General features: G+C 69.2%; 12 protein-coding genes. 8 read left to right on the top strand and 4 right to left on the bottom strand.

Annotated elements, in window-relative coordinates:
* The first annotated feature begins 54 nt into the window (after positions 1-54).
* Together B4M62_RS12910 and B4M62_RS12905 are read left to right on the top strand one after the other, a co-directional pair.
* Complete coding sequence (locus B4M62_RS12910; RefSeq protein WP_290713652.1) at positions 55-1086, top strand: AraC family transcriptional regulator; 1032 nt, start codon at positions 55-57, stop codon at positions 1084-1086.
* 80 nt (positions 1087-1166) lie between these two features.
* The gene (locus B4M62_RS12905) at positions 1167-2324 is read left to right on the top strand and encodes a hypothetical protein (protein ID WP_290713650.1); all 1158 of its coding nucleotides are present in this window, start codon (positions 1167-1169) and stop codon (positions 2322-2324) included.
* Between the two features lie 60 nt (positions 2325-2384).
* Here the strand turns inward: B4M62_RS12905 and B4M62_RS12900 are convergent, their stop codons facing one another.
* The 4 genes from B4M62_RS12900 to B4M62_RS12885 form a co-directional block, all read right to left on the bottom strand.
* Positions 2385-3764, bottom strand: a complete 1380-nt coding sequence (locus B4M62_RS12900) for an MFS transporter (protein ID WP_414651845.1) — start codon at positions 3762-3764, stop codon at positions 2385-2387.
* Between the two features lie 148 nt (positions 3765-3912).
* Positions 3913-5175, bottom strand: a complete 1263-nt coding sequence (locus B4M62_RS12895) for an oxygenase MpaB family protein (protein ID WP_290713644.1) — start codon at positions 5173-5175, stop codon at positions 3913-3915.
* Between the two features lie 58 nt (positions 5176-5233).
* Positions 5234-6499 carry a wax ester/triacylglycerol synthase domain-containing protein gene (locus B4M62_RS12890; RefSeq protein WP_290713677.1) on the bottom strand — a complete coding sequence of 422 codons (1266 nt, stop codon included), beginning with the start codon at positions 6497-6499 and terminating at the stop codon, positions 5234-5236.
* A gap of 7 nt (positions 6500-6506) precedes the next feature.
* Positions 6507-6848: an acyl carrier protein gene (locus B4M62_RS12885; RefSeq protein ID WP_290713641.1), complete on the bottom strand. Its 342-nt coding sequence runs from the start codon at positions 6846-6848 to the stop codon at positions 6507-6509.
* 95 nt (positions 6849-6943) lie between these two features.
* Here B4M62_RS12885 and B4M62_RS12880 point away from each other — a divergent pair, with 95 nt between their 5' ends.
* Genes B4M62_RS12880 through B4M62_RS12855 form a run of 6 tightly spaced genes read left to right on the top strand, consistent with a single transcriptional unit; the run spans position 6944 to position 20142 of the window.
* On the top strand, positions 6944-8581 hold the full coding sequence (locus B4M62_RS12880) for a long-chain-fatty-acid--CoA ligase (protein ID WP_290713638.1): 1638 nt from the start codon (positions 6944-6946) through the stop codon (positions 8579-8581).
* Positions 8582-8587: 6 nt separating this feature from the next.
* Complete coding sequence (locus tag B4M62_RS12875) at positions 8588-10264, top strand: (2,3-dihydroxybenzoyl)adenylate synthase (protein WP_290713634.1); 1677 nt, start codon at positions 8588-8590, stop codon at positions 10262-10264.
* A gap of 11 nt (positions 10265-10275) precedes the next feature.
* Positions 10276-14421 (top strand): amino acid adenylation domain-containing protein, encoded by a 4146-nt coding sequence (locus B4M62_RS12870; RefSeq protein ID WP_414651843.1) that lies wholly within the window; start codon positions 10276-10278, stop codon positions 14419-14421.
* On the top strand, positions 14418-16331 hold the full coding sequence (locus B4M62_RS12865) for an IucA/IucC family protein (protein WP_290713628.1): 1914 nt from the start codon (positions 14418-14420) through the stop codon (positions 16329-16331). Before B4M62_RS12870 ends, B4M62_RS12865 begins: the two co-directional genes overlap by 4 nt.
* Positions 16331-18655 (top strand): penicillin acylase family protein, encoded by a 2325-nt coding sequence (locus B4M62_RS12860; protein WP_290713625.1) that lies wholly within the window; start codon positions 16331-16333, stop codon positions 18653-18655. Before B4M62_RS12865 ends, B4M62_RS12860 begins: the two co-directional genes overlap by 1 nt.
* Complete coding sequence (locus tag B4M62_RS12855; protein ID WP_290713622.1) at positions 18655-20142, top strand: condensation domain-containing protein; 1488 nt, start codon at positions 18655-18657, stop codon at positions 20140-20142. Before B4M62_RS12860 ends, B4M62_RS12855 begins: the two co-directional genes overlap by 1 nt.
* The last annotated feature ends 44 nt before the right edge of the window (positions 20143-20186 follow it).

Raw genomic sequence — 20186 nt, 5'->3', positions numbered from 1 at the left:
TCATTCCACGCGCGATTACGCCGTCGGTCGATAACCCCCCGGTAGCCTCGGTTCATGGGCCCGTTCATTCGCGCCGCCAGTCTCCGGGGCTTCGTGCCGCTGGTCGGTGAACTCGGCGGTGAGCCGCAGGGCCTGCTCGCACGGTTCGGGATCAACCCGGTGACGCTCGCGAGTGACGACGGGCTGATTTCGATCACGGCGCACGACCGCATGCTCGACGCGGCGGCGACCGAACTCGAGCGCCCCGACTTCGGCCTGCTGCTCGCCGAGCGGCAGGATCTGACAATCCTCGGCCCACTGGCCGTGGCGATCGAATCCTCACCCACGCTCGCCGAGGCCCTGCGGTGTTCGTCCCGGTTCATCTTCGTGCACAGTCCGGCGCTGCAGATCGGTGTCGTGCCCGACCCGCGGTCCGCGCGCGGCGTGGTGGCGCTGAGCTATCGCAAAGACCTCCTCATGTCGCCGTATTCGCCGCAGGCGATGGAACTCGGCCTCGGCTTGTTTCACCGGGTGGCCGTGGCGCTGGCCGGTGATGGGCGAGGCATCCGCTCGGTGGAGATCCCGCATTCGCCGCAGTCGCCGGTGCAGCGATACCTCGAATTCTTCGGTTGCGACGTGCAGTTCAACGCCACGATCGGGGCACTTCGAGTGGAGCGCGCGGTCCTCGACCGCAGGTTCGACGGCGCGGACCTGACGATCAGCCGGCTGGCGCTGGCCCATCTGGCGCGCGAGCACCCTGATCTCAATGTCGCGGCGGCGGCGCAGGTCCGGCGGACCATGGCTGAGTTGTTGGCGACCGGGGTGCCGGGGCTGCCGCAGGTGGCCCGACTCTTGGCGCTGCATCCGCGGACCCTGCAGCGGCGGCTGTCAGGCGAAGGCGTGTCTTTCGACGAACTCCTCGACGGCGTCCGGCGCGATGCGGCGCACCGCTACATCACGGCCACCGGCCTGCCGCTGGGGCAAGTCGCCAACCTCGTTGGATTCACCGAACAATCCTCGCTCAGTCATGCGGTGCGGCGCTGGTTCGCCATGTCGCCGCGCGAACTGCGCCGTGTCGGGGCAGCGGTGGCCGAGGATGGCCGGTAGGCAAACTGTCGCCTCAAAGCAAGTTTTGGTAGGCAACTAGTAGAATGCTGGGAGCCATCAGCCCAGCAAGGAGTAGGTCAGTGACGAGTACCAAGCAGCCCACCACCAGCGCCGACGCGGACATCAGTACCGCTCGCCTGGCCGCGATCGGTGCCCGGCCGATCCCCGAATTCGACGGCGTACACGATGTATGGCCCCGCGGCGAACGCCTCGCGGCGGTCCGCGACGCAGCGGCCGCCTACAAGGTCCGGTTCAAGGAACAGGGACAGATCCGGGCGGTGAAGTCCGTCGATGTCGCGGCTGCGCCGTACCCGGTCAAATATGCCTTCCACGATGCGGTGTCGGTGCCGACGCTGCCGCTGATTTCGATGATCAACCGGATGATCGTCGTCCAGTACGACGACTTCAACGGCACCCCGCGCACTCTGGTCTTCGAGCCGACGATGCCCGAGGGCTCGGCGGAGGCGCCGTTCTACCGCGACCTGCAGAAGCTGATCGACAAGATTCCCGGCGGATCGATCGTGCAAAAGGCGGTGTTGCAGTATTACGACGAGCCGGACAGCGTCCTAGACAAGCTGGGCCTGTCACCCGACGACATCGACTTCTGCACCTTCGACCACCTCCATGTTCAGGATCCCCGGATGATCCTCGGCTCCACCGAGGTCATCGACGGCGAGAAGGAGCCCCGCAAGCCGCTGTTCGGCGACGCGAAGATGCTGGTGCACTCGCGGGAACTGGCCACGCTGGAATCCCTGCATCCGATGCAGTGGGCCTGGTACGTCGACGGCGGGCTCGGTGGCGTCGACCCTGACAAGTTCATCGCCTTCGAGGGTGACATCGAACTCGGCCCCGGCATCGCCCTGCTGTGGACGCCCGGCCACACCGACGGCAATCATTCCCTGGTGATCAACACCCCCGACGGTGTCTGGGTCTCGTCGGAGAACGGGATCTCGCTGGACAACTGGCAGCCCGAGTTGTCGAAGATCCCGGGTGTGCGGCACTACCACGAGAAGTTCGGCCGGGAGATCTGCCCGAATGCGAACACGCTCGAGGATTCCCTCGACCAGTACGACTCCATGGTCAAGGAGAAGACGCTGGCCGATCCGTGCAAGGACGATCCGCGGTGGCTGCAGATTCTGCCGTCGACCGAACTGGCACCGTGGAAGCGGTTCTGGCCGGTGGTGCCGACCTACGTGCATGGCGGAATCGAGTACGGCAAGCTGACCGGCAAGGCCTGAGTCAGATAGAGATTCGTCGCTGAGGCAAACCGCCGTGGTCCTGGTGACCACGGCGGCTTGCTAGGACGATGATTGGGCGGGGATCGCCAGCGCCACCAGTGCGGCGGCGACGCAGGCGGCTAGCGAGATGATGGCGGCGGTCAGATAGCCGGCGACGTCGGGCACCCGTGTCGGCTGTCCGTTGGTGCCCAGTACCGTCACCATCGACCAGGTGAGGATCGTGCCGACCAGCGCGGCCGACGTCGAGGTGCCGATGACGCGCATGAGGGCATTGACGCCGTTGGCCTCACCGGTCTGCGCGATCGGCACCGCGCGCATGATCAGCGCCGGCATTGCCGCGTAGGCGGTGCCGAGTCCAGCGCCGCTGATCCCGGAGCTGATCAGCATCAGCCACCAGGTGAACGGGACGTCGGTCGCCAGCGGCAGGAGGAAGACCGCATACCCCAGGCCGAGGCCGCCACCGCCGATGGCCAGCGCTATGCGGGGCCCGTAGCGCTCGGTGAGCCAGGAACTCACCCGAGAGAAGAGGAACATCAGAATGCCGCTCGGCGCGAGAACAAGGGCGGCGACGGCCATCTGATAGCCCAGGCCGAGTTCGCTACTCGTTGGGGCCATCAGCAGCTGGATCGGCATGATCTGCATCGAGTAGAAGGCGAAGCCGGTGGCGATCGAGGCGATGTTGGTCAGCAGGACCGGCCGGCCGGTCGCCAGGCGCAGATCGATCAGGGGCGCGGCCCGGCGCAGTTCGTGTGCGCCCCACGCCACGGCGATCAGAACGAAGGCGATGAGGAGGCCGACGGTCGGCGGTGAACCCCACCCCCAGGTGGCGCCCATCGACAGTGGCAGCAGCAGGCAGGTCAGCACCGCCGCCAGCCCGAGGGCGCCGAGGAAGTCAAAACGCCCACCGGCGCGCTGGGTGCTCTCCGGGACGGTCCGCGCGATTCCGGCGCCTGCCAGCGCGGCGGCGATGGCGCATAGCCAGAACAAGATGTGCCAGCCGATGAACTCGGCGATGACGGCGGCCAACGGCAGTCCCAATGCTCCGCCGATACCGAGGGAGGCACTCATGGCACCCACGGAGGAGCCCAGGCGTCGCGTAGGAACGATGTCGCGCATCGCCGAAATGCCCAGCGCGATCGTGCCGAAGCCCAGGCCCTGCAGGCCGCGGCCGAGCAGAAAGGGCGGCAACGAGCTCGACACCGCGCACACTGCGGAGCCCACGGTAACCGCACCCATGCTGGCCAGGAGCATCCGGCGCTTGCCGTACATGTCGCCGAGACGGCCACCGATCGGGGTGATCACCGCACCCACGAGCAGCGTGATGGTCAATGCCCAGGTGGCGTGCTCGGGACGGGCGTGCAGCAGGTGCGGGAGCTGGGGGATAAGCGGAACGATGACGGTCTGCATCAGCGCCACGACGATCCCGGCCAGCGACAGCACGGCCACCGCTGCGCGGGGATGGTTGTCGTCGGACGGCTCCTCGCGGGGTGTGGACCCCTCTGCAGACACCGGCACTACCTCCGTCGTCACGCTATCGCGTAAGGGCGAGCACAATGCAATCGGCCGACCACCCGGGGATGGAACCGGGTCAGCGACGCAAACCCTTGCCGTGTGCGAAGTCGGCCGAGCGCCCGGCCATCTGCATGGCGTGCCAGCTCTCGCGGTGACGGCACATCGCCTTCTCGTGCCAGCGGGAGAGCGTCGGGGAGACCCGGCGGAGGGTTTCGACGGCGACGACGAGCGGTAGGCGCGCCGCAATCAGCACCAGACCTGGGAGCGGGTTGGGCAGGTCGTACTTGCGACGGGTCCACGGGAACATGTACATGCTCGAGTAGGCGGCATACATGGCGGCGTTGTACCTGCCGCGCAGTTTGCGCAGGCCGGTGGCGTCGCTGGTCGTGAAGGCGGCCGGGAAGGATTCGATGAGTTCGGCGCCGTCGTTGCCGGCGTCGTAGCTGCGGGTCAGGTTGACGAAGGCCAGCAGGCGCAGCGCCTCGCTGATGTTCGCGGGGTACCACTGCGTCCGCACGCCGAGCAGGTGGCCCAGATAGCGTTGGTAGTGCAGCAGTGCCCGGATTTCCTTCGGGGTGGTCTGGATCCCGGTGAGCCAGAGTGCCATGGCCGGCACCACGCTGCCGCCCATCAGGGTCAAGAGCTGGTAGGACTGGCTGATCGGATCACCCCAGCGGTCGCGGTCCCACTCCGGATGCTCGGCGACGGTGCGCCGGACCCACACGTGCATGACCCGCACCCGCATGGCGGTGGCCCGGCCGGCTGATCCGGGGGTGAGCAGGGCGTTGGGCTGCGAGACGTCGATCCAGAAGCGCGCCGTCTCCAGGAAGCGGCGTAGTGCGTTGTCGCCGGCGTATCCACCGGCCAGCGAAAGCGGCTTGGCGACGGCGGCCTCGGTGTACATTTCCAGGGTTTCGCCGCCGGCGACGCTGAACAGGGCGGTGCCCCAGCGGCGCCAGATCCCCTCACCCTGTGCGATGAGATCCGGGTCCACCCAGGCGGGCACGGTCTCGAACTCCGCGAAGAGGTCGGCCATCGCCGGCGGGGGATTGGGGACGCTGTCGATGCCTTCGGTCAGCGCCTGGTCGAGCACGGTGCGCGCTGCCTCGCCGCCGAGAGAGCCGTAGACCTCGGCGACGAAACGTTCGGCTACCGCGTCGGTCTGGAACATCTCTGCGGCGAAGGATGCCAGCTGCTCGGGCTCGGGGAAAAGGTCCGTCCCGGTGAGCTTGCGGGTCAGGGTGCGCGCCCGTCGTACCCACGGGTTGGCGACCGCCTGGTCGTGGGTGACGGCGGACGGGAATCCGGCATTGCCGGCGGTGGACGGGCTGGTTGGCATTTCGTCTCCTCGCTGTTGAGACGAATCGTACAGTTTGTCTCAACAAGAGGCCACCCAGCTATGGGGCCGGAACCTCGGCCAACAGTGCCGCGAAGGTCGTGAGGAAGCGTTCGCCATACCCGGGCAGGGCCCCGCCGTCGTAGACGATGCCGAAGCTGGTGCGGGTGCCCAGGACCAGAATCGTCACCGAGAACGAATAGCCGACCAGCGGCGACAGCGCGGTCAGGTCGTCGATCGGCACCCCGAGCACGGTGCGCACCCGGGTGAAGCCGGGGTTGATCCCGACATGGGCATCGGGGGACATCTGGTTCATCGAGACCCCGGACAGGATGCGAAAGATCGGCCACGGGGCGCGTGGTGCGTCGTCGGCGGCGGCCAGGTGCAACTCGGGGCGGTCGCGCTCGATCCGTGCCAGTTGGTCGCGCACCGACGCCAGTTGCGGCGGGATGGCGGTTTCGTCGCCGGCCAGGTTCAGCAGGGCCACGGACACGGCGTTGCCGGTGTGACGGAACTCGTTGTCCAGCGTCACCGGCAGGGTGACCCGGATATTCGAGGACGAGGTGCCCGCCGGTGGCGCCGTGCTGAGGGTCGCGCCGACCACCGCCAGCAGGTATTCGTGCACCGAGGCGCCGGTGCGGTTTGCCGCCCGCCGCAGGTCGCGGGTGGACACACTGTGCCAGACCGCCTCGCGTCGGCCCGAGCGGCGCAGGCGCGGCCAGTTCCGCCCGGCCCGCCCGGCTGCCCAGATCTCGCCGAAGGCGGCTTTGGCGGTCGCCAGCTCGTCGGGGTCGATACCGCTGAGGTGGAAGCGCTCGCTAGTGGTGAAGCGGTCGAACTCGGCGAGACCGCTGTCGTCGGCGTCGGCCAGCAGTGCCGAGAAGGCCGCCCCGGCGATGCCGTCGGAGAGGCTGTGATGCACCCACAGAAGGAAGAACTGCGCGGCGCCGGACATCGGCTCGGCCGGGGTGAACAGTGTCAGGTGCCAGAACGGCCGGCCGCGATCGAGGTGTGCCCCCATGAGGATGCCCACTTGGGCGTGCAGATCGGCGTCGTCGGTATACGTCGCCGCCCCGACCTGTGCCGGCGCGTCGATCGCCCCGACCTGGACGACGCGGGGCCGTCGCCACCGCCCGCCGATGATCCCCGTGCGGAACAGGGGGTAGCGCCCGGCGCGCTCGGCGACACGGTCCCGGACGGTCGCGATGTCCAATCGGGCTCCCGCGCCCAACTGCAATAGCAGCGCCCAGTGCATCGGACGGCTGGGGGTGTCCAGGTGCAGGTAGGTGTGGTCCTGCGGGCCCAAGGCGATTGCGGCGCCGGTCATCACCGGGTCAGACCGTTGCCAGGCGTGCGCGGACGAGCTGCCGCAGGTCGTCGACCGACTTGGCCGCCAGCATCTCCCGCTCGGTGAGCTTGACCCCGAGGCGTTCCTCGATGGCGACGACGCCGATCGCCAGCGCGACCGAATCGAGTCCGAGGTCCTCGACGAGCCGGGCTGAACCGGACACCTCATCCTCCGACAGGTCGAGGTCCTCGATGAGGATCTCGGTGAGTGTGGCTTCGACATGATCGGACACCAGGTCCTCCTGAGTGGAAATAGCGCGGGAGCACGGCCCGGCGTGGTGGCCGACCGTGGCGAGAGTCACCGCAAACCGTAGTAGACGGCAACCCATCCTGCAAGGTATACCTAACCAACATCTTCTTAGCCTCCCCTTAACTAAGGTGAATGTGGCTGGTGCCGATCGACAACCGTGGAGGTCCTACCCGAATGAGCACCCTCGTCCCCGTGTGGCTGGCCGGTCCGGCGTCGACGATCACCGGGCTGCACAGCGGCGACGATCCGGCACAACTGCGCTTCCGGACCTGGGCGCAAGTCCGCGACGACGCGACGGAACTGGCGGCGGGCCTGGCCCACGCCGGGATCGGGCGGGGGGACGTGGTGGCCGTTCTCGCCGGCGACCCCGGTGACGTCGCCGATCTTGTCCAGGCGATCTGGATGCGCGGCGCGTCGTTCACCATGCTTCACCAGCCGACACCGCGCACCGACCTGCAGGTGTGGCTCGACGAAACCCGCGAGGTCATCGCGATGCTCGGCGCGACTGCGCTCGTCGCGGGCGATCCATTCGCCCAGCCACTCGCCGATGCGGGCATGGACGTGGGCACCCGGTTCATCCCGGTCGCCGCGCTTGCCGGCCACGATGCGGTGCCGCTGGTCGATATCGAAGCGCCGGACACCGCGATCCTGCAACTCACCTCCGGCAGCACCGGAACCCCCAAAGCCGTCGCCATTACCTTCGACAATGTCGCGCACAACCATGCGGCGATGCTCGCCTCGGTCGAACCGACCGGCCGCGACGTCGCGGTCAGCTGGCTGCCGCTGTACCACGACATGGGCCTGATCGGCCTGCTGCTCATGCCGATGCTGGAGCAGGCCGACGCCGTGATCACCACTCCGCTGGCCTTCCTGCGCAAGCCCGAATCGTGGGCCGAGCTGATCACGCGCTTCGGCGGCACCTGCACGGCGGCGCCGAACTTCGCCTATGCGGTACTGGCCAAGCGCCTGCGCCGGGCGCCCGACGGCGCCTACGACCTGTCGTCACTGCGGGTGGCCATCAACGGTGCCGAGCCCATCGACGAGAAGTCGGTGGAGCTGTTCGTGCGCGCGGGGGCGCGATTCGGCCTGCGCCCCGAGGCGATGATGCCCAGTTATGGCATGGCCGAGACCACCCTCGCGGTTTCCTTCGACTCCCAGCACACCCGTTTCGCGGTGGACACGATCGACGCGCACGCCGCCGAGGCCGATGGCTCGGTGGTCCGAGTCGGCGAATCGGTACGCACCCATGTCCGGCTGGGCCGCCCGGTCCCCGGGATCGAGGTCCGGATCGTCGACGACGAGAAGGCCGAGCTGCCCGTCGACCGCATCGGCACGGTGCTGGTGCGCGGGGGAGCGGTCACCTCCCGCTACCTCACCCCGACGGGCTTTTGCAGTGCGGTCGACGAGCGGGGGTGGCTCGACACCGGAGACCTCGGCTACCGCACCGGCGCCGGGGAGATCGTGGTCGCCGGACGCAAGAAGGACATCATCATCGTTTCGGGCCGCAACCTCTCGCCGACCGTGATCGAGCGAGCGGCCGGAACCGTCGAGGGAATCCGCGCGGGCAACGCGGCCGCGATCGCAATCCGGCGACGCGACGGGCGCGAGGGCATTGCGGTCGTCGCCGAATCCGACGTCGCGCACGACTCGGCGCAGGTGAGCCGCATCCACGACGAGGTGGCCCGCGCGGTGTTCGATGTCGTGGGCGTTCCGGTGTCGGCGGTGACGCTGATCGGGCGGGGCGAACTGCCGAAGACGCCCTCGGGCAAGATCCGCCGGCATTGTGCCGCCGACCTCGTCGTCGCGGGCTGAGCAGCGATGACCGCTGCCACCGATACCGACCCGTTCGCCGGGCTGCGCGACGGCTTCACCCCGCATCCGCCGACGGCGATGCAGCGCTATCGCGACGCCGGGCTGTTCGCCGACCGGGCGTTGTGGCAGCTCATCGAGCGGGCGGCGAGGCAAACGCCGGACCGGCCCGCCGTCACCGACGCCTCGACGAGCTGTCCGCAGACCCTGACCTATGCCCAGCTCGGCCGGGCGATGAACGCTCGGGCCGCCGGGTTCGTCGCCGCCGGACTGCGCCCAGGCCAGCGCGTTATCCTGCAGCAACACAACTCCGCGCAGTTTGCCATCACCCTGCTGGGATTGCTGCGTGCGGGCCTGGTGCCCGTCATGGCCTTGCCCGCCCACCGCGTCGCCGAGATCGCCCATCTCGCGGCGGGCGCCGGTGCGGTCGCCTATCTCGCCGAGGACGCCACCCGCGGCTTTGACTACCGGGAACTCGGCCAGGAGCTGATCAGGCGGGTCCCCGGCGTCGCGCACGTCTTCGTAACCGGCGAGACCGGCGACGGCTCCGCCGCGGCCCCGATGCCCGACGCCGATCCCGCCGGGGTCGACCTCCCCGGGCCGGTCGATCCCGACCTGCCCGCGCTCCTGCTGGTCTCCGGCGGAACCACCGGGCTGCCGAAGCTGATCGCGCGCACGCACAACGACTACACCCTCAACGCGCAGTTGTCCGCGGGTGTTGCCGGGCTCACCGGGGACGACGTCTATCTCGCTGCGCTGCCGGCTGCGCACAACTTCGCGCTGTGCTGTCCCGGCATCTTCGGGATCTGGTCGGCCGGCGGGCACGCGGTGTTCCTCGACAACCCGAGCCCGGATGCGGCCTTCGACATTATCGCGGCGCACCGCGTCACGGTGACCGCACTGGTACCCGCGCTCGCCCAGGTGTGGTGCGCGGCCACCGAGTGGGAGAGCGCCGACATCTCGTCGTTGCGGTTGCTGCAGGTCGGCGGATCGAAGCTCGCCCGAGCCGACGCCCAGGCACTCGATGCCGCTCTGGGCCCGATCGTCCAGCAGGTGTTCGGCATGGCGGAGGGACTGATCTGTTCCACCCGGCTCGACGATCCGCGCGATCTGGTGCACGAGGTGCAGGGCCGGCCGATGTCGGAGCTAGACGAGGTGCGGATCGTCGACGATAACGGCACCGACGTCCCCGACGGCGACGAGGGCGAGCTGCTCGTGCGGGGGCCGTACACGATCCGCGCCTACTTCCGGAGCGGTAGCGAGCGGGCCGCCTCGTCGTTCACCGCCGACGGCTTCTACCGGTCTGGCGACCGCGTCCGGCGCCTCGGCTCGGGTCACCTGGTGGTGACCGGGCGCATCAAGGACACCATTCTGCGCGCCGGCGAGAACGTGGCCGCCGACGCTGTCGAGGAGTACCTGATCGCCCATCCGTCGATCCGGCAGGCCGCGGTGATCGGCGCCCCCGATGACAGCCTCAGCGAACGGATCTGCGCGTTGGTGGTGCCCTCCGCCGAACACCTGCCGGGCCACCGACTGGGGCTCGCCGAGATCCGGGAGTTCCTGTCGGGACGCGATGTGGCGGCATTCATGTTGCCCGACGAGGTGCGGACCGTCTCGTCGTTGCCGCTGACGGCCATCGGGAAAGTCGACAAGAAGGCGCTGCGCGCCGAGATCGAAGCGAGGTAGCACCGATGTTGATGGTCAGTTCCGATGCCGTGACCGGGGTGGACGTGCGCGGCGAGGTCGCCGCGATGCTGGGCGTCGAGGCGCAGTCGCTGGCGCCGGACAGCGATCTGGTGATGCACGGGCTGGACTCGCTGCGCATGATGCGGCTGGCCGGGCAGTGGCGCAAACGCGGCCACGACGTGGACTTCGCGCGGCTGGCGGCCGATCCTCGGCTCGACGCCTGGGCCGGCCTGCTCGGCACCGACCGCCTCCCCGACGAGCCGGTTCGGTCCGCTGGTGCCGATCCGGAGTCCAGCTTTCCCCTCGCGCCGATGCAGCACGCCTACTGGTTGGGCCGTTCGAACAGCCACCAGCTGGGCGGTGTGGCCGCGCACCTTTACCTCGAATTCGATGGCGAGATCGTCGACGCCGACCGTTTCGGACGCGCGGTTTCGGCACTGGCGCACCGGCACCCGATGCTGCGGACGCGGATCGAGGCCGATGGAACCCAGCGGCTCGGCGAACCCCACCCGCAGGCGTGCGTGGTTCGCGACCTGCGGTCATCGGCGGTCGTGGCGGTCGATGCGGAGCTAGCGCTCATCCGTGACACCGGTACCCACCGCATGCTGCCGGTCGGCGACGGTGCGATGTTCCGCGCGGAACTGTCGTTGCTCCCGGGTGGTCGGTCCCGGCTGCACCTGGACGTCGATATGCTCGCCGCCGATGCGATGAGCTATCGCGTCCTCGTCGATGACCTCGCGCGGTTGTACCGGGGCGAGGAGCTCGCCCCGATTCGGAGCACGTACGCCGAGCTCAGTGCGGCGCGCGCCGAGTGTCCTGCTCGCGAGGCGGACGCCGCATGGTGGCGCGGCCGGATCGCCGACCTGCCCGGCGCACCGGAACTCCCGGCCGCCGACGGCGGCGCCGATGGGGCGCGCACCGTCCGGTTGCACCACCGCATCGACGCCGAGGAGTGGCGGCGGCTCGACGCGCATGCCCGACAGCGGGGTGTGACGCCGGCGGCGGCGGTGGCCGCCGCTTTCGCCGAGGCGATCGGCACCCACTCCGCGTCGCCGCGCTTTCTGCTTACCGTGCCGATATTCGATCGGGACAGCGCCGACCCACGCGGCGAACACCCCGACCTCGAACGCGTCGTCGGCGACTTCACCTCGTCGATCCTGGTTGCCGTCGACCTGAGCCGGTCCGCCACCATGGCCGACCGGGCGGCACAGTTGCGTCGGGAAATGCACGACGCGGCGGCGCACGGCTCGTTCGGCGGGCTCGACGTGCTGCGCGAGCTGAGCCGTCACCATGGCGAACCGATGCTGTCGCCGGTTGTCTTCACAAGTGCCCTGGGCTTGGGCGAACTGTTCTCGGCCAAGGTCGCCGAGGAGTTCGGCACACCCTCCTGGATCGTGTCGCAGGGGCCGCAGGTCCTGCTCGACGCACAGGTGACCGAGGTGGGTGCGCCCGGCGGTGGCCGCGGACTGCTGCTCAACTGGGACGTGCGGGTCTCGGAGTTGCCGCGCGGCGTCGCCGAGGCGATGTTCGCCTACTACGTCCGGGTGCTCGATCAGCTCATCGCCGGTGACTGGGATAGCCCGGCACCGGATCCCGTCGATGCGCAGATCCGGGCGCACCGGCTGGCCGTCGAGCAACCGCTGCCGGCCGCCAGCGTGTTCGACGGCACGTTGCACGGCCCCGTGATTGCGGCTGCGTCCGGGCGCGCCGCGGCGCCCGCCATCATCACCGATGCGCGCATTTGGACCCATGGTGAGCTGGTCGAGGAGGCGCAGCGGGTCGCCGGCGCGTTGACCGCGGCGGGTGTGGTCCGCGGCCACACCGTCATCGTGAACCTCGCCAAGGGGGGTGCCCAGATTGTTGCGGCGCTGGCCGTCCTGATCGCGGGCGGCGCCTATGTGCCGGTCGCGCCGACCCAGCCGGGCGCGCGGCGCGAGCGGATCCTATCGGCGGCGGGGCCCGCCGCGATCCTCACCGACGCCCCAGGCGACTGGGCCGGGGTCCAAATACCGGTCGTCGACGCGGCGGAAGCGGTTGGCCACGAGCCGATCCGGCCGGTCCCGGTCACCGCCGACGACCTGGCCTACGTGCTGTTCACCTCGGGCTCCACCGGGCTACCCAAAGGCGTCGAGCTACCGCACCGGGCGGCCGTTGCGACGCTCACCGACCTCGTGCAGCGGCTGCGCCTGGGCCCACACGACCGCAGCCTCATGGTGTCCTCCCTCGAGTTCGACCTGTCGGTCTTCGACGTTTTCGCACTGCTCGCGGTGGGGGGCGCGGTCGTGGTGCCCGGTGAGGGCGGCGTCACCAACGCGGATGACTGGGCCCGGCTGACGGCGCAGCACCAGGTCACCGTGCTCAACTGTGTGCCGTCGATCCTGGGCATGATTCTCGACCTGGCCCCGTTGGCGCCGTCGGTGCGCGAAATCATCCTGGGCGGCGACAAGGTCGACGTCGCGCTGATGCGCCGCGTCGCCGAGCAGTCGCCGCACTGCCGGGTCGCCGGGCTCGGCGGCACCACCGAGACCGCGATCCATTCGACCTACTGCGCCGCCGGCGACGTGCCGGCCGGTGCGGCCTTTGTGCCGTACGGTGTCCCGCTGGCGGGTGTGCGCTGCCGCATCGTCGACGAGCGCGGCCGCGACCGGCCCGACCACGTTCCGGGCGAGTTGTGGATCGGGGGGGCCGGCGTCGCCCGGGGGTATCGCGGCGACCCCGAGAAGACCGCCGACCGGTTCGTCGAATCCGGCGGAGAACGCTGGTATCGCACCGGCGATGTCCTGCGCTATCTACCCGGCGGGTTTCTCGACTTCGTGGGCCGCGGCGATCACCTGGTGAAAGTACGCGGGTATCGCGTCGAACTCGGTGAGGTCGAGGCAGCGCTGCTGCGCCAACCGGCGGTGCGCGGCGCGATCACCTGGTCTGATGGTCGTGACCTGCGGGCCGCGGTCGCCCGCGCGCCGGGCGGCGCCAGCACCGGCGATGATCTGCGGGCGGCGCTGAGCGATGAGCTGCCCGAGTACATGATTCCGCGGTCGATCGCCGTTCTGCCCGAGCTGCCGCTCACCGGCAACGGCAAGTACGACCGCACCGCGGTCATCGAGCTCGGTGTTCCCGATGCGGCGCCCGGGGGCACCGCACCGCGCACGCCGGTCGAAGAAGTCTTGGTCGACGTACTCGGCGAGGTGCTGGCCACCCGCCCGATCGGGGTGCACGACGACTTTCTGGCGCTCGGCGGCGACTCGGTTTCGGCGACTCGGTTCGTCGCGGAGGCACGCGAGTGGCTGGCCGTGCCGCGGCTGTCGGTCGCCGACGTGTTCTCCCGGCGCACGGTCGCGGCGCTGGCCCGGCGCATCGTCGAATTTGACGGTGACGGCTCCTGCCTCGAACCCGGGAGCGGCGGCGGGCACGTTGCGGCGGCCGCGGCCGAGTACCTCGCCGTGATGGCCATGCCGGACGACGAGGTGGCCGCCGCACTCCACCCCGCCGAACTCAACCCCGCCGAGCTCAACCCCGCCGAACTCAACCCCGCCGAGCTCAACCCCGCCGAGGGTGCCCAGGGCCGCCTCGCCGACCGGCTGATGGCGGAGCCGATGGACCCGCATGCCCACGCGCCGATCGTTCACCGGTGGCTCACGCACCCGAAGTCGGCGTATTGGGAGATGCTGACCGCGACGGCCGACGAGGTTTCCACGATGATCCGGGCCGCCGCCACCGGTGCGTCATACGGGATGCGCATCGGATTTCTCGACGGGGAACCGCAGTTCCTGTTTGAGCTGTACGACCCGGCGATTGGCGAGCTGTCCGACCCGGCGTCCGGCTACGTCCATCGCGATGGCGACATCGGCATGCACCTGCTGGTGGCACCCAGCGATACGCCGATTTCCGGGTTCACCGGCGAGGTAATGCTGCACATCATGCGGACGGCCTTCGCCCAGCCGGGCGTGCAGCGGGTCGTCGTGGAGCCCGATGTCCGAAACACCGATGTGCAGCGACTCAATGCGGCGGTGGGGTTCACCGTCGCCGGCGACTACCCGGTCGGCGCCAAGACTGCGCGCCTGAGTTACTGCACCCGCGACGATTTCGTCGTGCTCACCGACAACGGGCGGCGCCTGACGGGCCTCGACGATGAGAACGAGGCGTGCGCCGAACGATGACACCGACCAGTACCGAGATCGTCCCGGACCGCGAAGCGTGGGAGGTCTACCGGCTCCGGCTGGTCTGCAAGATCTTGGCGGAACTCTGCCATGAGCAGATCATCATCCCCGAACCGATCCATACCGACGACAGCGCGGGCGCCGGGGGTTCCGTGCACCCATACACCGTGCGCCCATACACCGTGCGCCCATACACCGTGCGCTCGGACGACGGGCGGACCGAATACGCCTTCGACGCGCAGGTGCTCGCCCTCGACTCGTGGAGCATCCCGGCGAGCAGTGTGCGGCGCCACGTCGACGGAGTGGGCCGCCCGCTCGATCCGGTCGCGATCATCGTCGACTTCAGGGTGGCGCTGGGCTTGACCGAACCTCAGGGGGGCGACGACCTTGCGGCTTATCTTGAGGAGTTGATCAACACTCTGGCGCTCGGTGCCGGACGCCGCGGACAGCGGCGCACGTCGGCGGTGTCGTTGGTGTGCGCCGGCGGTGACCGGGTCGCCGCCTTCCAGGCGATCGAGGCCGCGATGACCGAGGGCCACCCCTGCTTCATCGCCAACGCGGGACGCATCGGATTCAGCGTCGACGACCTGACGCGCTACGCGCCCGAATTCGGACCGCGTCTACGGGTGACGTGGCTGGCCGTGTGGGCGGACGACGTCGAGTTCGCCGCCATGGCCGGCGTCGACTACGACACGCTCCTCGACGATGAACTCGGCGTCCTGCAGCGCGCCCGCTTCGACGCGACCCTCGTCGAGCAGGGCCTTGATCCAGCCGACTTCCGGTATCTGCCCGTGCATCCGTGGCAGTGGGCGAACCACGTGGCCCGGCTGTTCGCGCCGGAAATCGGCAGCCGGCGGATCGTCGAACTCGGGCGCTCCGACGACGAGTACCAGCCGCAGCAGTCGATCCGGACACTGTTCAACCGGACCGATCCTGCGCGGCACTACCTCAAGATGTCGTTGTCGATCACCAACATGGGTTTCACCCGCGGAATGTCGGCCGACTACATGAGTGCGACGCCACTCATCAACGACTGGATCCGCAACCGGATCGGCGGCGACGAGTACCTGCGGTCCATCGGATTCGAGGTTCTCTACGAGGTCGCGGCGATCGGCTACCGCAATCCCGCATTCACCTCGGCCACCAATCCGGGTTCGGAGTACCGCAAATCCCTGGCCGCGCTATGGCGGCAATCGCCGGTCCCGCTGCTGCGCGACGAGGAAGCACTCGCCACGATGGCCGCGCTGCTGCACGTCGACCAGGGCGGTGCGCCGATGGTCGGCGCACTCATCCGAGCGTCGGGGCTGCTCGCGCGGGAATGGCTGCGGCGGTATCTCGACGCCTACCTTCAGCCGATCGTGTACCTCCTCTATGCGCACGAGCTGAAGTTCTCCCCACACGGTGAGAACCTGATACTGGTGCTGAAAGACGGTGTGCCGCAACGAGTCATCCTCAAGGACATCGGTGAGGAGGTATTCATCCTCGGGGCGTGCGATGATCTGCCGCCCGAGTGTGCTCGCGCCAGGTCGATCGAGGCCGACGAGTCGCGGAACCTCGGCATCCTCTCCGATGTCTTCGACGACTTCTTCCGCCCGTTCGCCGCCCTGCTGCACGAGCACGGCCTCGTCGACGATGACGACTTCTGGTGGGAGGTGGCCGCAAGCGTCAACGGGTTGTCGGCCCAGCTTCCCGAACTGGTCGAGCGCTTCGCCCGCTGGGACCTTTTTGCCCCGACATTCGGCGCAATCCATCTCAACGAGTTGCAACTGCGTAACCGCCGGCGAATGGCAGATCACGCGGTCCCGTACTCGGCCATGGTCGCCGCGGGACACGAACTGGCCAACCCGATTGCCGGCCGCCGCGCATCGGCGATCCGCGGCGAGCTCTCCACAACGACGGCAGGTGCCTGATGGCCGGTGAATTTGAGCACGAGATCCTGCGCGACGACTGGGGTATTCCACATATCTGGGCTTCGAGCCCGGCGGGAGCCCTATATGGACAGGGCCGCGCATGCGCCCTCGACCGGGCCTGGCAGATCGAGTTCTTGCGGCTGCGCGCAGAGGGCCGCACTGCCGAGGCGTTCGGGTCGTCGGCGGTTGACTGGGACCGATTTGCGCGGCGATCAGGGATGGAGCGATCCGCGCGGACTGTCTACGAGCGGTCCTCGCCACGTACCCGCGAGCTGCTCGACGCGTATGTCGCGGGGGTCAACGGCGCCCTGGATTCGGCGACGGCCCCGGAACTCGACGAACTCGACCACCGGCCCCGACCGTGGCAGCCGTGGACCCCGATTGCCGTCTTCGTGATGCACCACCTGCTGTTCGGCCGATTCACCACCAAGCTGTGGCGCGTGCAGGCGGTGCGCGCCTTCGGTCGCGCCGGACTGACGATGTTCGATCTCGAGGGTCCGTGGTTCGATCTCGAGGGCCCGGGCGAGGGTGCGCACGACCGGCCCGGCGCCGACGACCGGCCGGCCCGGCCCGACGACGACTTCATCGCCGAACTTCTCGCCGAGCGTGCCCAGTTTTCCGCCGAGTGTGCCCAGCCTTCCGCCGGGCGGGCCCCGATCGGTGATGCCATCTCCGGCAGCAACGCCTGGGGCGTGGCACCGGCCCGTACCAGCACCGGCGGCGCACTGATCGCCGGGGATCCGCACCGCTTCCTGGAGCTGCCGGGGATCTACCTCCAGTGCCAGCTGGGCTGCCCCGAATTCGACGTCGTCGGCCTCGCCTTCGCCGGCGTTCCGGCCGTCCCACACTTCGCGCACGCCCAACGGGTTGCCTGGGCGATCACCAACGCGATGGGCGACTACCAGGATGTCTATCGAGAACGGTTGTCGCGCACCGACAACGGGGTGGTCGCGCTGACTCCCGAGGGCGAAGCCGGCGTGCTTTCCTGGACCGAGGCCATCAGGGTGCGTGGCGCCGATGATGTGGCGGTCGAGATCGTCGTCACCGACAACGGTCCGGTCGTTGCGGGTGGAGCCGACGACGGATACGCGCTCAGCCTGCGCAGCCCGTTGCTCGCCGATACAGCCGGGTTCAGCTTCGACGCGGTGCTCGACCTGTTGTTCGCCCGCACCATCGACGACGTCGAGCAGGCACTCGAATCGTGGTCCGAACCGGTCAACCGGATCGTCATCGCCGACTCCGACGGTCATGTGCGCCAACAGGTTGTCGGCGCGATGCCCCGCCGGGCAGCGGAGAATTACTGGCTGCCCGTCCCCGGCTGGGACGGGCGCTATCGGTGGGTGGGCTATCACCCCGCTTCGGTCGCCGATGACGGGTTCGACGGCGAGGTGGGCGATTTCGCCGTCATCGCCAACCAGCGCATCACCGGTTGCCCGTCGTTGCAGCCGGTCACCACCGAGGCGGTGGCGCCGGGGCGGGCTGATCGCATTGCTGCCGTCCTCGGTGAGTGTGCTGAGCTCTCGGTGCAGGATTGCACCGAGATCCACCGTGACGCCCGGCTCGATGAAGCGTCCCTGGTGCAGCAGCGACTGGTGCCGCTGACCGGGCTGTCCGACGGCGCCGGGAAGATCCGTGCCCGCCTAATCAGCTGGGATCGGGTGATGGCCGCCGACAGCGTCGACGCCTATCTGTTTGCCGCGCTGCGGACCCGCCTGGTGGTCCAGCTCGCCGAGCATGAGTGCCTGGCAGAACTCGGTGCGCCACACGGCCTCCCGTCGATTCTGGATCCGTGGTTCGTACCCCAGCCGCGCATTGCGGCGGCGCTGGCGGCGGTCCTGGTCCAGGCCGCCGGACTAGGTGTCGACGTCGACGCTCTCGTCGTGGCGAGCCTGGAGGGTCTGGCCGACACCACCGCGGGCGGCAGGACCGCACCGGCGTGGGGCGCGCATCATCGGTTCGCCCCGATCCACGGCTTCGATCTCATGGGCGCATCGGCGGCGCATCCCGAGATGTCCGCGCTGGTGCGTCCGTTTCGGGCCCCGCTGGGCGGCGATGCCGAATGCGTTTTCGCCAACGCGAGCGCGGTCGGGTTCGACGACCAGTGCCGCGTCGGCTCTGCGGCCCGCTACGTGTGGGATGTCGCCGACCGTGACAGCGGTCGCTGGATCGTGCCCCTGGGGGTCGCCGGCGATCCGGCGTCGCCCCACTTCCAGGATCAACTCCCGATGTGGGCGGCCGGCGAGACGATACCCATTGTCAGCGACTGGACTGTATTGCGCGGCAAGAATTCCGGACGGTTAGCGGCCACCACTGGAGGGCTCTGATGACCGACACCCGCGCCGCGCGCAAAGAACTCCTCCGCCGCCGGCGGGACCAGCACCGGTCGCCGAGTGGGCACCCCACTGCCGCCGAGTGGGCAGCCGAATCGCGCCGAGTGGGCACCCAACTGCCGCCGAGTGGGCAGCTCGGTGTTCCCGAGCGTCGCATGTGGCGCATCCATCAGCTCGACCCGGATTCGGTGTCGCACAACATCACCCTCGCGCTGACCGTGGCCGGGACGAGTGCGGAGCGACTGATTGCCGGAATCGAAAGCGTGGTCGCCAGGGCCGAGGTCCTCGGCTCGGTGATCATCGTCGACGATGAGACGCCGCGGCGGGCAGGTGTTGAGATAGGCGGCCGCTGGGCCGAACCGGGCCGGGTGTGGGTGCTGGGAGGCGAGCCCCTCGGTGCTGGCTGTAGTCCCGCGCAAACTGCCTCGGCGCTGGCCCGCACCCCCTTCGACCTCACCCGTGAAGCACCGGTGCGCGCCCGCGTGTTTCCGGCGGATGCCGACCATCAGGTCGCCGTTGTTCTGAGTTTTCACCACCTTGCCGTCGACGACACCTCATGGCCGCTGCTGCTGGGATCGATCCTGACGGGTGAGTGGCGCGTCGACATGGCGGGTGGAGATTCGCCGGTTCGCCGACATTCGACCGGCGAACAGGACCGTGCCACCAGTGATGACGTGCGCACGGCGCTGGCTGTCGAACATGCCCGTGCGACCTGGGCGGCCGGCGGCGTGCGATTCCCCTTCTCAGGCGAACTGCCGGCGACGACGGCCGAGCAGAGCTGGCTGGCGCCGCTGCACGAAGCGCCGGGACGGCAACTGCGTCGCGACCTGGATTCGGTTGACCTGGCGGCCTTCACCTCGTTCGCGTCCATCGTCGGCGGGACCGGCAACGCGGCACTCGTCGTACTCATCGCGCTGACGGTCACCGCGGTGACCGGCGCCGCCGACCATGTCCTGCTGGTTCCGGCAGACAATCGGCAGCCGGGGCAGCGTCCCGACCGGGTCGGCTACTGCGGCAACATCATTCCGATTCGTTTCACGTTCGACCCGGCCGCCACCGTCGGACAAACGATGCGCGCAGGATTGGCGGCGACCTACGCTGCGATGTCCTACGCCGACGTCGACTTCGGCTCGATACTCACCGCCCTGCGGAACAGTGGTGGCCGCTTTCCCGTCGTCGAAGTCCTGGGATCGGTCCGATCCGCCCCGACTCGGGGCATTCCGGTAGCCGATGGGATGAGTGTCGAATACCGATCGGTTTCCGCGGGCATCGTGCCCTACCCGCTGATGCTGGCCGTGGAACTCGCCGGCGCGACGCGGGCGCACCTCGAAGTCGACTACCAAACCGCTACCGGCGAGGTGCTCGCCGAGCACGCCGCCGCCATCGTCGCCACCCTGCTGCGCCGCATCCCGGCGGCGCCCGACGACCCGTTGGCCATTGTGCTGGCCCAGGCGAAGGCGACTGCGGCGGGCGCGCAATGATGCGCCACCCGTCCACCCCCAGCACCACCCCCACAGTGATGAGG

This window comes from Gordonia sp. UBA5067 (assembly GCF_002414845.1).
GTDB classification, from domain to species: domain Bacteria; phylum Actinomycetota; class Actinomycetes; order Mycobacteriales; family Mycobacteriaceae; genus Gordonia; species Gordonia defluvii.
This window is presented reverse-complemented; position numbering and strand designations above follow the sequence as displayed.